11 protein-coding genes are annotated in these 12,522 nt (G+C 67.9%); 5 read left to right on the top strand and 6 right to left on the bottom strand.

Features of this window, described 5'->3' with window-relative positions; translation table 11 throughout:
* Window positions 1-10: 10 nt before the first annotated feature.
* Both GH681_RS09840 and hemN read right to left on the bottom strand, forming a co-directional pair.
* Window positions 11-727: a sulfite exporter TauE/SafE family protein gene (locus GH681_RS09840; protein WP_153161298.1), complete on the bottom strand. Its 717-nt coding sequence runs from the start codon at window positions 725-727 to the stop codon at window positions 11-13.
* An 87-nt stretch (window positions 728-814) separates the two neighbouring features.
* Window positions 815-2,209, bottom strand: coding sequence for an oxygen-independent coproporphyrinogen III oxidase (gene hemN, locus GH681_RS09835; RefSeq protein ID WP_153161297.1), 1,395 nt, complete (start codon window positions 2,207-2,209; stop codon window positions 815-817).
* Between the two features lie 119 nt (window positions 2,210-2,328).
* Between hemN and fnr the strand changes: the two genes are divergently transcribed.
* Window positions 2,329-3,063, top strand: a complete 735-nt coding sequence (gene fnr / locus GH681_RS09830) for a fumarate/nitrate reduction transcriptional regulator Fnr (protein ID WP_153161296.1) — start codon at window positions 2,329-2,331, stop codon at window positions 3,061-3,063.
* Here the strand turns inward: fnr and GH681_RS09825 are convergent, their stop codons facing one another.
* The 4 genes from GH681_RS09825 to GH681_RS09810 form a co-directional block, all read right to left on the bottom strand.
* A complete protein-coding gene (locus GH681_RS09825; RefSeq protein WP_153161391.1) occupies window positions 3,064-3,450 on the bottom strand; it encodes a SirB2 family protein in 387 nt (128 codons plus the stop codon). It lies immediately after the preceding gene.
* 75 nt (window positions 3,451-3,525) lie between these two features.
* Complete coding sequence (locus GH681_RS09820; protein ID WP_153161295.1) at window positions 3,526-4,266, bottom strand: MBL fold metallo-hydrolase; 741 nt, start codon at window positions 4,264-4,266, stop codon at window positions 3,526-3,528.
* Window positions 4,267-4,272: 6 nt separating this feature from the next.
* Entirely contained in the window at window positions 4,273-4,893 is a 621-nt protein-coding gene (locus GH681_RS09815) for a chemotaxis protein (RefSeq protein WP_153161294.1), read from the bottom strand.
* Between the two features lie 145 nt (window positions 4,894-5,038).
* Window positions 5,039-7,147 (bottom strand): hypothetical protein, encoded by a 2,109-nt coding sequence (locus tag GH681_RS09810; RefSeq protein ID WP_153161293.1) that lies wholly within the window; start codon window positions 7,145-7,147, stop codon window positions 5,039-5,041.
* A 98-nt stretch (window positions 7,148-7,245) separates the two neighbouring features.
* On the opposite strand from GH681_RS09810, the gene GH681_RS09805 reads away from it, so the two are divergent.
* The 4 genes from GH681_RS09805 to gspE all read left to right on the top strand — a co-directional run bounded on the left by GH681_RS09805 (window position 7,246) and on the right by gspE (window position 12,521).
* The gene (locus GH681_RS09805) at window positions 7,246-8,016 is read left to right on the top strand and encodes a tRNA pseudouridine(65) synthase TruC (RefSeq protein ID WP_153161292.1); all 771 of its coding nucleotides are present in this window, start codon (window positions 7,246-7,248) and stop codon (window positions 8,014-8,016) included.
* A gap of 103 nt (window positions 8,017-8,119) precedes the next feature.
* A complete protein-coding gene (locus GH681_RS09800; protein WP_153161291.1) occupies window positions 8,120-8,797 on the top strand; it encodes a type II secretion system protein N in 678 nt (225 codons plus the stop codon).
* Entirely contained in the window at window positions 8,794-11,058 is a 2,265-nt protein-coding gene (gene gspD / locus GH681_RS09795) for a type II secretion system secretin GspD (protein ID WP_153161290.1), read from the top strand. Before GH681_RS09800 ends, gspD begins: the two co-directional genes overlap by 4 nt.
* Window positions 11,055-12,521, top strand: coding sequence for a type II secretion system ATPase GspE (gene gspE / locus GH681_RS09790; RefSeq protein WP_153161289.1), 1,467 nt, complete (start codon window positions 11,055-11,057; stop codon window positions 12,519-12,521). The genes gspD and gspE overlap by 4 nt, the downstream gene beginning before the upstream one ends.
* Window position 12,522: the final 1 nt, after the last annotated feature.

Raw genomic sequence — 12,522 nt, 5'->3', positions numbered from 1 at the left:
CAATGTTGGGTCAGAAATGGCACACCACGCCATTCCACAGCTTGCTGCCCAGCGACGGCGTGGTCACCAGACCATAGACGCCGAAGGCCAGCACCACCAGTCCAGACCCCGTGCGCACCGCCTGGTTCCGCACCACGTCGCGCAGGCGCTTCAGAACCAGCCCCGCCAGCAGCAGATTGGGCAGCGTACCGAGGCCAAAGGCCAGCATCAGCGCCGCGCCGCGCTCGGCCGAGCCGGTGACGAGGGCCGTCGCCAGCACGCTGTACACCAGCCCGCAGGGCAGAAAGCCCCACAGCGCCCCCAGCGGAAACGCCTGGGCCACCGAACGCGCTGGCAGAAAGCGCCGGGTGAGCGGCTGGATGCGGTTCCACAGGCGCTGGCCGAGCTTCTCGACCCCCGCCAGGGCGCGGGTGAAGCCGGTGAGGTAAAGCCCCAGCGCCACCAGCATCAGGTTGGCCGCCACGTACAGGGCGAGCTGGATCGGCAGGATGTCGTTGAACAGCATGCCCACCGTGCCGATGGCGCCCATCGCCGCGCCCGCCAGGGTGTAGCTGCCGATACGGCCAAGGTTATAGGCCAGATGCAGCGGCCATTCACGGCGCTTCTGGCCGGGCATCTGGATCGTCTGCACGGTGAGCGCGCTGACGATGCCGCCACACATGGCCACGCAGTGGGTGCCGCCGAGAAGGCCGATCAGGAAGACTGCGAAGTAACCGGTTTCCGGCATGGTTTCAACCCTGCAAATGAAAAGCGCCCCGCGAAGTCACGGGGCGCATAGTTTAGTCCTGACGATCCGGAGCAACCAGACGGCGGATCAGATCACCTTGGAGTAGCGGGTCCGCTCCCGGTCGGAGCGCAGGAACTTGTCGAACACCATCGCGATGGCCCGCACCAGCATGCGGCCGGCCGGCATCACGCTGATCCACTGGTCGTCGATCTTCAGGAGGCCGCCCTTCTCCATCTCGCGCAGGTCGGCGAGCTCGGCGGCGAAGTACTTCTTGAAGTCGATGAGGTGGGCGATCTCGATGGATTCGATGGACAGCTCGAAGTGGCACATCAGCGCCTGGATGATCGCCCGGCGCAGCAGGTCGTCCGGGGTCAGCTCGATGCCGCGCAGCACCGGCAGGCGGCCGGTGTCGAGGATGTCGTAGTACTCGTCGAGCGTCTTCACGTTCTGGGCGTACGTCGGCCCGACCTTGCCGATGGCGGAGACGCCGAAGGCCAGCAGGTCGCACTCGGCGTAGGTCGAGTAGCCCTGGAAGTTGCGGTGCAGGCGGCCCTGACGCTGGGCAGTGGTGAGCTCGTCGGTCGGCTTGGCGAAGTGGTCCATGCCGATGTACACGTAGCCGGCCTCGGTGAGGCGGCGGATGGCCAGTTGCAGGATCTGCAGCTTGGTCTCGCCCGACGGCAGCTGCGCATCGACGATGCGGCGCTGGGGCTTGAAGAGGCTCGGCAGGTGCGCGTAGTTGTAGATCGACAGGCGATCCGGCGACAGGGCCAGGATCTGCTCAAGCGTACGGTTGAAGCTGATCACGTTCTGCTTGGGCAGACCGTAGATCAGGTCGACGCTCACCGACTTGAAGCCGTGGGCGCGGGCCGCGTCGATCACCAGCTTGGTCTCTTCCTCGCTCTGGACGCGATTGACGGCCTTCTGCACATCCGGGTTGAAATCCTGGATGCCGACGCTCATGCGGTTGAAGCCCAGCTCGGCCAGCAGCGCGACGGTGGCTTCATCGACCTTGCGGGGGTCGACCTCGATGGAGTATTCGCCGTCCGGTACCAGCGTGAAGTGCTTCTTCACGATGCCCATCAGCTGGCGCAGCTCGTCGTGGGACAGGAAGGTGGGCGTGCCGCCGCCCAGGTGAAGCTGCAGGACTTCCCGCGGGCCCTGCAGGCAGGCGACCTGAAGATCGACCTCCTTCTCGAGGTACTCCAGGTACTTGGCCGAGCGCCCGTGATCCTTTGTGATGATTTTGTTGCAGGCGCAGTAGTAGCAGATCGTATTGCAGAACGGGATGTGGAAGTATAATGAGAGCGGTTTGCCAATCCCGCCGATCGACCTCTTGCCGAGCCAGTCGCACAGCGCGTCGGAGTTGAAGGCCTCGACGAAGCGGTCTGCGGTTGGATACGAAGTGTAACGAGGGCCATTCACATCAAACTTGCGAATGAGCTCGGGGTCGAAAATCAGATCTTTTTGAGTCGCGTTCATGGGCGTGCTTCTATTAATTCCGCGAAACGATCGCAGAATCATCCTGTAATCGTATTGATGTGGATCAAAGGGCTCCAAAGGTTGGTAAATCCTCTCAAGTCCAGGTGGTAAGCGTACAGATGAATTCTGCGATTCCAGCAACAATTATCGAGATCAAGACGGCCTGTTCCCAGTGTAATCTGCGCGAGCTGTGCCTGCCGTTCGGGCTCGACCCGCGGGAAATCAACCAGCTCGACGAGCTCGTCGGCAGCCGTCGCAAGATCAAGCGTCAGCAGCATCTCTACCGCTCCGGGGAATCCTTCGAGGCGATCTACGCGATCCGCGCCGGCTCGTTCAAGACCGATGTCATTCTGGAGGACGGCCGCGATCAGGTCACCGGTTTCCAGATGACCGGCGAAGTCCTGGGGCTGGACGGCATCAGTACCGAACACCACTCGTGCAACGCCATCGCGCTCGAAGACAGCGAGGTGTGCGTGATCCCCTTCAGCCGGCTCGAAGAGCTGTCGCGCCAGGTGGAGAGCCTGCAGCACCAGTTCCACAAGATCATGAGCCGCGAGATCGTGCGCGACCACGGCGTGATGATGCTGCTCGGCTCGATGCGCGCCGAGGAACGCCTCGCCGCCTTCCTGCTCAACCTGTCCCAACGCTTCACCGCGCGGGGTTTCTCGCCGTCCGAGTTCCATCTGCGCATGACCCGCGACGAGATCGGCTCCTACCTGGGCCTGAAGCTCGAAACCGTCTCCCGCGCCTTCTCCCGCTTCCAGGAAGAAGGCCTGGTGGCAGTCCAGCAGAAGCACATCCGCATCCTCGACACCCCGGGACTCAAGCGGTTGCTGAACCACCACACCATCTGATCAGACAAGCGCGAGCCAGCCCGCCGGGTTCTTGGTGAGCGCCACTGAAACAATGTACGAGAACACGACCGCCGCCGCGGCGAGCGCCGTCACGCGCACGCCGAGCGGCCGCGTCAGCCGCAGGGCCACGGCACCGAACCCGATGTAGGCCAGGAGGCCCAGCACCTTGGCGGTCAGCCAGCCATCCACGAAGGGGTACTGCCCGGCCATCCACGCCAAGGCGATGGCGCTGGCGAGCAGGCACGAGTCGATCACATGGGGCAGACGCCGGGTAAGCCGGGCCGCGAGCAGCGGCGAGCCGGTGATCGACCACCAGCCCCGCAAAAGAAAACCCGCGCCGCTCAGCACGACGCAGGTGATGTGGAAATGCTTCATGAGCAGGTACATGTCGCCTCGGATCGGGTTACGCCTTGACGACATTTTCGGGCATCTGCCCCGCCCCGTCCTTGCGGGGCCTCAACTTCAGCCGCGCAGGACGCCCACTTCAAGCGCCGCAAACCAGTTGATGAAGCGCTGCACGTCGGCACCCTGGTAGATCGAGCCGTGCTGGGGCACCAGCATGTCGATCTCCAGCCGCGAGACACGCTCGCACCAGTCGCGCTTGGCCCGGTCGGAGCCCATCCAGCGCTTGTGAAAGGCTTCCGCGTGGCGGATGTGGCGGGAGAAATCCTCCACGTACAGCCCGCCCTGGTCGGGCGGCAGCAGCGCCGCTCCGATGTCGCCGGAGAACAGGATCTTGGCCTTCGGGTCGTACAGGTTGAAGTTGCCCGACGAGTGCAGATAATGGGCCGGCACGGCCTGCAGTTCGAGGCTGCCGAGCTTGATGGTCATGCCCGGATCGGGAATCGGCACGAAGGTGGTGTCCTCGCCGCCAAAGTGCGGCAGGAAGGACTGCCACAACCAGCTGGTGTAGCACTTGAGATCGGGCTTGAACTCCAGCCACAGGGCCAGGGACGAGATGATGTCCGGGTCCTGGTGGGAGGCGAACAGGCCGGCCAGCTTGGTAGGGTCGCACTCGGCCGACAGGGCCGAGAAGACCGCCGGAAAGATCTCGATGCCGCCCGGGTCGCACAGCAGCGCCTCCTCGCCATCGACGATCACGTATTCGTTGGTGTCGATGATGTAGCCCGGCTTGGTCGCGTCGCGCGCGATCGCCAGCCAGCGGTGGTCGTCTTCCTGGAAGATACAGTGAGCCTGCTTCATGGGTTCCTAGTCCTTTACGAGCCGTTCCTTGCCGAGCACTTCGAGGGATCGCTTGATCTGCGCGATCACCTCCGCGAAATCCGTCGAGACCTGCATCAGCGCCGGGCTGAACCCGCCGCCGTAAGCCGCCTCGATCTTGGCCGAGCGGGCCAGCACGCCGCCCAGTTCGACCAGTTGCTGGGTCTCCTCGACCGCCGCGCGCAGGCGCAGGTCGAGGGCGCGCAGCTTGACCTGCTGGGCCGACAGGCGCGCCATCCCGCGCTTGCGGGCCTCGCGCACGCCGGGAACCTCGCCGGCGAGGCGGATCGCCTCGGCGAGGATCCGCGAGTTGCGCTGCTGCTGGACGACGCCGGTGACGCTGCCCACCGAGCCGGAGGTCATGTCGCGCAGCGAGGCCATGTGTCGGGTGAGATCCTGGGCGAAGCGGCGCAGCTCGTTGGAGAGCACGCCGAAGCCCAGCGCGGCGTTGCCCGCGCGCTTGGCCAGGAAGATGGCGTTGAGGGCCATCAGGTTGATCCGGAAGGCCGTCGCGACGATGGCCTTGATTTCTTCGTTGACCCGCACGATGCCGGCAAGCTCGCCGGAGCGGTGGTTGGTCAGTTTGAGGTTTCGTTCGGGCGCATTCATTCGGGGCTCTCGGTGACGGACCGCATGGGTGGGACGCATCGATCGGAGCGGTCGCCGCCCTCGATCCCATCGGGATGAGCCGGCCGGCTGCCGCGGGGAGATTAACGGCGTGATGCCGTCAAGCTTGAGCCTCCCCGCAGCACCCTCAGGAAGCCGCCGGGCGCTTCGGCGGGAGCAGGAAATCCCGCGGCCGGGTGCGCAGGCGATGCCACAGACGGCGGCGCAGCTCGCGCAGGTCGGACTTGGGCAGATCGTAGGCGCGCACGGCGGTCATCAGCGACAGGGCGAAGCTCACCCCGAGGTTGAGCACGAACATCACCCCGACGCCCGCCACCGCCAGCGTGAGCAGCCCGGTGCCGACCCACTTCATCTCAAGGGACGAGGTGGCGAGGCTGAGGATGCCGGAGTTGAGCGTCACGTGACGCACATCCAGCGGCAGGCCGAAGAACTTGCCGAGCACCGGCGTCATCCCCAGCATCAGCCCGAGGGAGATGTTGGTCGCCCAGCCCGACATGTTGCGCGACACGATGCCGGCGAGCCGCATCATGCGCAGCCGCCCGAAGCGGTTGCCCAGCCGGTGCTCGGCGATGGCCTGGGGCAGCCGGTGATACACCGCCCAGTTATCCACCCAGCCACCCACCAGCGCCGCGAGGTACAGGATCACCCCGGTGAGCGCCGCGTAGAACACCGTGCCGCTATCGACCGGGCTGAGGGAATGGAAGACGTAGCGGGCCTCCTCGGTGGTGAGGAAGGCGTGACCGGTGGCAAAGCGCCACGCCGCATCGAAGGCGTAGGCGCCGCAGGCCACCACCACCACGTTGGCGATGGTCGCCGCCAGCTGCGAATGGCAGATCGACGCCGCGTAATCGACGATCACGTCGAGCCGCTCGTTACCCTTGCGGTCACGGATGATGGCCGCGAAGGCGGCGGCGGTCATCGCCGGCTGCTTGGTGGCGAGGATCAGCCCGAGCGCCTGGAGGATCAGGAAACTCACCGCGTAGTTGATGCCGGAGCCCAGCCCTTCCAGGAACAGCGCCAGCCCGGCGCCGGCGACGGTCATCTTCATCGCCGCGGTGCCCACCGTCAGCAGCCCGCCGCCGGCAGCGGCTACCCAGATATGGCGGTAGTCCTCGTTGTTTTCAGCGATGTAATGCTCGCCGGTCTTGCCCGCGCGGTCGACGATGCGCCGCTGCAGGCGCTGGAGGTTGGCCCGCACCAGATGGCGCAGGCTGGCGCTCTCGTGGGCCGCGTAGGCCAGTTGCTGGAGCAGCAACAGGACAGGCCCGGGCGAGCCGGGGTCGGCGGCCATCACCCCGACGATGGTCTCCATCCGCGTGAGGCAGCGGTCGAGCACGTCCAGCCCATACACGATATCCACGCTGATGCCCTCGGATTCGAGGCGCGTGGAGATCAGGTGCATCTCGTCCCGGCAGGCGGCCAGATCGAGCTGCCAGGCCTCGACGAGCTGCATCGACACACGCCCCTGCTCCCAGGCGCAGAGCAGGTTCTCGCCGCTGTCGGCGAGCCGTCGGAAGGGCGAGCGGGCCACCGGCCGATGCTCGCCCCGGGCCCGCAGCTTGAGGGACAGGCCCTGCCCCTGCACCCGGGCCAGGAGCAGCCGGAAACCATCGGCCATCGCGCCCTTCAGCGCCGTGCTCATCCCCGGATCGTCAGCCGGGAACAGCAGATCCACGGCCCGCTGGAAGGTGGACGGCTGCAGGCCACGGATGAGGGTCAGATCCTTGTTGCGCCGGAAACTGCGGCTCATCAGGTGCGAAAGGTCGTGGTCGTCCCGGGGCGAGGGAATGAGCTTCGCAGTGAAGCGGTCGCCGAACTCCGACAGAAAGCCCCGGTCGCTGGGAATCCCCACCTCGCCGAACAGGTTGGCCCCATCGGTCTCGTCGAGGATGCAGCGGATCGCCCGGCGCACCGCGGCGGCCAGGTCGGGGTGGGCGGCGAGCACGTCCATCAGCACCGCGAAACGCTGGGTGGCCGAGCCATGCACGTCGGCCGAGTCGATGTACACATCGCTCCACAGGGCACCGCCGGCCAGCCAGGCGGTCAGTTCCCGCCAGGCGTCGAGCCGATCGGGCAGGTCGGCGGCGGCCACCAGCGCGGCAAGGCGCGCAGCAAGCCTGGGAAGATCACGCTGCCCCTGGCGCTGCTCGGGGAGGACGGAGTGGATTGACGCCAGCAGAGTATCGCGGGTGAAGGCCTCGGCAAGCGCCGCGTCGAGGGTAAAAGTGTTTGGCATAGGGCAAGTATGACCCGAGACGGCACTTTTTGGTTCGTCTTCCTGCAAGGCGCGGCGCTTCCACCCCGCAGCGCGCCCTGCCGGTTTACCATCGCCCCATGCTTCCGATCCTGTTCCAGGACGACCACGTGGTCGCCATCCACAAGCCGGCCGGGCTGCTCGTCCATCGCAGCGAGCTCGACCGCCACGAAACCCGCTTTGCCGTGCAATTGCTGCGCGACCAGCTCGGCCGCCACGTGCATCCAGCCCACCGTCTTGACCGGGGCACCTCGGGCGTGCTGGTGTTCGCCCTCGACCGGGACACCGCCCGCCAGCTCGGCGGCCAGTTCGAACGCCAGGAAGTCGCCAAGACCTACCTCGCCGTCGTGCGCGGCCATCCGCCCGAAGCCGGTCGCATCGACCACGCCCTCACCCGTCGCCGGGACGACGCCGAGTGGGTGGGCGACGAGGCCTCCGAAGCCGCCCAGCCCGCCGTCACCGATTTCCGCCGCCTCGCCACCTGCGAGCTGCCCTTCGCCGTGGACCGCTACCCCACCAGCCGCTACGCGCTGGTCGAGCTCACGCCGCACACCGGCCGCAAGCACCAGATCCGGCGCCACCTAAAACACCTGTCCCACCCCATCATCGGCGACGCCACCTTCGGCAAGGGCCGCCACAACCGCTTCTTCCAGCAGCAGTTTGGCTGCCACCGGATGCTCCTCGCCTGCGTGCGGATGCAGTTCGTCCATCCGCTCAGCGGTGAGCCGCTCGATGTGGTCGCCCCGCCAGACGGCGACTTCGCCGCGCTGCTAGACGCCCTCGGGTGGGCAAACGCCCTACCGCCTGGGCTTCGCCCATCGAGGCTAGCCGTCAGCAGCGCGCCTTGCTGAACGCCGGCGCCTCCACCCGCCGCGTCAACACCTTGCGACATCACGGTGCTTTCACCTGTAACCGAGGCCGGCTAAGATTGACGGTCTTTTGCCCGGCTCACCGATGAAGCTCCCCGACCGTTCCGACCTGTCACGCCTGTCCCTGGCGCGCGCTGCGCGTCTTGGCCCCCTGCTGGCGTGGGGCGTTGCCCTTGCCATTACGGCGTGGGTGGCGGTCGACCTCTTCTGGCGCTTCACCGCGCCGCGCCCGCCGGCGCTTCCCGTCGCCACCGAAGCCGATCCGCTGCGAGCCGCCCAGGCCATCGCCAGCCGGCACCTGCTCGGCAAGGGCGCAGCGCCCGGCGCCCCGGCCGCCGTGGTCGCCGCGCCTGGCCGCTACACCGTCCAGGCCGTCGTCACCGGCGCCGCCGGCCGCCCCGGCTGGGCCGTGATCGCCATCGACGGCGGCCCCCAGCTGGGTTTTGTCGAAGGCCAGGAAATCCGCCCCGGCGTCACCCTCGCCCGGGTCGCCGGCGACGGCGTCGAGCTCACAGTGGGCGGCGCCCGCCAACGGGTCGCCCTCGCCGAACGCGGCGCGCCCACGGCCGCCCCCGGCACCCCCGGCGATCCGTCCATGCCGCCTGCCCTCCCGCTCCCCAATCAGCCCCAGCCCGTCGTGACCCTGCCATCCGCGCGGATGCACACCGAGGTCAACGCCGTCGACGCCAGCCAGCAACCGTCCCAGGCCGGCTTCCCATCGAATCTCCAGGCCCAGCCCTTTCCGAGCCCGAACGACCAATGAAACCTGCCCGCCGCAGCCCGGGATCTGCCCGCCATCCTCTTGCCCGCACGCTCGCCTTCAGCTGCGCCCTGGCCTTTACCGCCGGCATCGCCCTGCCGCCCGCAGCCGCCCTCGCCGCCGAGACTGAAACCCGCGGCAGCAACACCGATCCCGTCTCGCTCAACTTCGTGAATGCGGACATCGGCGCGGTGATCCAGGCCATCTCCAAGATCTCCGGGCGCAACTTCATCGTCGATCCGCGGGTCAAGGGCACCCTCAACATCGTCACCGCCCGCCCGGTGCAGCGCCAGCTCACCTACTCGATCCTGCTGTCGGCGCTGCGCCTGCAGGGCTACACCGCGATCGAAGGCCAGGGCGTCACCAAGATCGTCCCCGAAGCCGACGCCAAGCTCCACGCCGTGCCGGTGGGCAAGGGCCAGGGCGCCGGTGGCGGCGACCGCCTGACCACCCAGGTGTTCAGCCTCAAGCACGAATCCGCGGCCCAGCTGGTGCCGATCATCCGGCCCCTGGTGTCGCCCAACAACACCGTCACCGCCTACCCGGGCAACAACTCGCTGGTGGTCACCGACTACGCCGAGAACATCGGCCGGATCGCCCAGATCATCGAATCCATCGACGTGCCACAAACCGGCCTGCGGGTGATGACGCTCCAGCACGCCTCGGCCCTTGATCTCGCCCAGACCATCAACCGCCTGATGAACGACACCGGCGCCGCAGGCGTGGCCGGCGCAGTCGGCGGCGTGGCGGGCGACGCCAGCCAGCGCGTCTCGGTGACGGGCGACCCGCGCACCAACAGCCTGCTGGTCCGCTCCGACAACCCGTCCAAGCTCAACGCCGTGCGCCAGCTGGTGGCCAACCTCGACCAGCCCGGAGCCAGCGGCAACATCCACGTGGTCTACCTGAAGAACGCCGAAGCCACCAAGGTCGCCCAGACCCTGCGCGCCGTGGTCACCGGCGAAGGCGGCGGCAGCGGCAGCTCGGGCGCTGGCCAGAGCACCTTCGGCGGCACCAACAGCAACACCAGCACCGGCTCGAACTTCGGCAGCAGCAACACCACCGGCAGCCAGAACAGCACCACCGGCTTCGGCAACACGCCGTCGTTCAGCAACAACAGCACCAACACCAGCGCCACCGGCAACGGCTTCATCCAGGCCGACCCGATGAGCAACGCGCTGATCATCACCGCCCCCGAAGCCATCTACAACAACCTGCGCAAGGTCATCGACCAGCTCGACCGGCGCCGCGCCCAGGTCTATGTCGAGGCGCTGATCACCGAAGTCAGCACCGAGAAGGCCGCCGAGATCGGCATCCAGTGGCAGGCCGGCAAGGTGGGCGGCACCACCGCCTTCGGCGGCACCAGCTTCAATACCAGCGGCAACAACATCCTCAACCTGGCGGCCACCCTCGCCAGCAGTAGCTCCACCACGCTGCCGGGCAACGGCCTCAACCTGCTGCTGGGCGGCGGCACGGTGTCGGTGGGCGGGCGCGAGATCGCCAACCTCAACATGCTGGCCCGCTTCCTCGAATCGGACACCAAGGCCAACATCCTGTCCACGCCCAACCTGGTCACCCTCGACAACGAAGAGGCCAAGATCGTCGTGGGCCGCAACGTACCCTTCGTCACCGGCACCTACACCACCACCTCCACCGGCGCCAGCAACCCCTTCACCACCGTCGAACGCAAGGACGTGGGCCTCACCCTGAAGGTCAAGCCGCAGATCTCCGAAGGCGGCACCGTGCGCCTGCAGATCTACCAGGAAGCCTCGGCGGTCATCGAATCCACCGCCACCAGCACCACCGGCCCGTCCACCACCAAGCGCTCCATCGAATCCACCGTGCTGGTGGACGACGGCGCGGTGATCGCCCTCGGCGGCCTGGTCGAGGACGCCTACTCCGGCGGCGTCGAGAAGGTGCCCGTGCTGGGCGACATCCCCTACCTGGGCCAGTTCTTCCGCTACGACTCGCGCAAGCGCGGCAAGACCAACCTGATCGTCTTCCTGCGCCCGGTGATCCTGCGCGACGCCGCCGCGATCCAGGGCATCTCGGCCGACCGCTACAACTACATCATCGGCCAGCAGCGCGACCTCGACGAACCGCGCAACCTGATGCGCCGCGAACCCAACCCGCCGCTGCTGCCCCCGCCGGGCAGCCCGCCACCGGCCGTGCCCTACAACCTCCCGCGCATCGATCCGGCCGCCGCTGCCACGCCTGCACCCGCCGGCAGCACCCCGGCGCCCGCCGCCGCCAGCTACAACCCATGAGCAGCCCGGCCCTGCCCTACGCCTTCGCCAAGGCCCACGGCATCCTCGTCGCTGCCCAGGGGGCCGATCGCGCCCAACTGCTGCTGCGCGAGGGCGCCGATCTTGCCGCCCTGGCCGAAGTGCGGCGCACCCTGGGCCTGCCGCTCGCCATCGAGAACGTCTCCCGCGCCACCTTCGAGGCGCGGCTGTCAGAGGCCTACTCCGGCGCCGATGGCAACGCCGCCGATGTCGTCGCCGACGTGGGCCAGGAGGTCGACCTCACCCAGCTCATGACCGAGCTGCCGGCCGTCGAGGATCTCCTCGAAACCCAGGACGACGCGCCGATCATCCGCATGATCAACGCGCTCCTCACCCAGGCCGTGCGCCAGTCCGCCAGCGACATCCACATCGAGCCCTACGAGCGAAACTCGGTCGTCCGCTTCCGCCGCGACGGCGTGCTGGTCGACGTGGCCCAGCCCCACCGCGCACTCCACGCGGCGATGGCCTCGCGGATCAAGATCATGGCCAGCCTCGACATCGCCGAGAAGCGCCTGCCCCAGGATGGCCGCATCACCCTGCGCCTCGCCGGCCGGCAGGTGGACGTGCGCGTCTCCACCCTGCCCACCACCCACGGCGAACGCATCGTGCTGCGCCTGCTCGACAAGGGCAGCGGGCAGCGTGGCCTCGACAGCCTGGGCATGGCCGCCGACACCGTCGCGCCGTTTGCGAAGCTCCTCGACCAGCCCCACGGCATCCTCCTCGTCACCGGCCCCACCGGCTCCGGCAAGAGCACCACGCTCTACGCCGCGCTGCAGGGCATGGACGCCCGGAGCCGCAACATCGTCACCGTCGAAGATCCGGTCGAATACGACCTCCCCGGCGTCGGCCAGATCCAGGTCAACAGCAAGATCGACCTCAGCTTCGCCCGGGCGCTGCGCGCAATCCTCCGGCAGGATCCGGACGTCATCATGATCGGCGAAATCCGCGATCTCGAGACCGCCCAGATCGCCGTCCAGGCCAGCCTCACCGGCCACCTGGTGCTTGCCACCCTGCACACCAACGACGCCGCCTCGGCCGTCACGCGCCTTGTCGACATGGGCGTCGAGCCCTTCCTGCTCGCCTCCACCCTGCGCGGTGTGCTGGCCCAGCGCCTCGTGCGCCGCCTGTGCCCGGCCTGCCGCAGCGCCACGCCCACCACCGCCGCCGACCGCAGCCTGCTCGGCCCCGGCAGCCCGAGCCAGCTGTGGCACGCCCCGGGCTGCCCCGAATGCGGCCACACCGGCTACGCCGGGCGCACCGGCATCTACGAGCTGATGGTCACCGACGACGCCCTCCAGCGCCTGATCCACACCGCAGCCGACGAAGCCGACCTGCGCGCCCACGCCCGCCACCAGGGCAGCCGCAGCCTGCGCGACGACGGCCTGCGCCTGCTGGGCGAGGGCGTCACCTCGGCCGAAGAGCTGCTGCGGGTCACCCGGGATTAAG

The sequence above is a fragment of the Zoogloea sp. 1C4 genome (genome assembly GCF_009469605.1).
GTDB classification, from domain to species: domain Bacteria; phylum Pseudomonadota; class Gammaproteobacteria; order Burkholderiales; family Rhodocyclaceae; genus Zoogloea; species Zoogloea oryzae.
Note: the sequence above shows the minus strand (reverse complement) of the source record. Positions and strands in the feature narration are given on the sequence as shown.

Bases quoted from the DNA above. Each gene is read 5' to 3' on its own strand.
- GH681_RS09825 (WP_153161391.1), bottom strand. From the start codon at position 3,450: ATGTACCTGCTCATGAAGCATTTCCACATCACCTGCGTCGTGCTGAGC.
- GH681_RS09800 (WP_153161291.1), top strand. From the start codon at position 8,120: ATGAAGCTCCCCGACCGTTCCGACCTGTCACGCCTGTCCCTGGCGCGC.
- gspD (WP_153161290.1), top strand. From the start codon at position 8,794: ATGAAACCTGCCCGCCGCAGCCCGGGATCTGCCCGCCATCCTCTTGCC.
- GH681_RS09815 (WP_153161294.1), bottom strand. From the start codon at position 4,893: ATGAATGCGCCCGAACGAAACCTCAAACTGACCAACCACCGCTCCGGC.
- GH681_RS09810 (WP_153161293.1), bottom strand. From the start codon at position 7,147: ATGCCAAACACTTTTACCCTCGACGCGGCGCTTGCCGAGGCCTTCACC.
- gspE (WP_153161289.1), top strand. From the start codon at position 11,055: ATGAGCAGCCCGGCCCTGCCCTACGCCTTCGCCAAGGCCCACGGCATC.
- GH681_RS09840 (WP_153161298.1), bottom strand. From the start codon at position 727: ATGCCGGAAACCGGTTACTTCGCAGTCTTCCTGATCGGCCTTCTCGGC.
- fnr (WP_153161296.1), top strand. From the start codon at position 2,329: ATGAATTCTGCGATTCCAGCAACAATTATCGAGATCAAGACGGCCTGT.
- GH681_RS09805 (WP_153161292.1), top strand. From the start codon at position 7,246: ATGCTTCCGATCCTGTTCCAGGACGACCACGTGGTCGCCATCCACAAG.
- GH681_RS09820 (WP_153161295.1), bottom strand. From the start codon at position 4,266: ATGAAGCAGGCTCACTGTATCTTCCAGGAAGACGACCACCGCTGGCTG.
- hemN (WP_153161297.1), bottom strand. From the start codon at position 2,209: ATGAACGCGACTCAAAAAGATCTGATTTTCGACCCCGAGCTCATTCGC.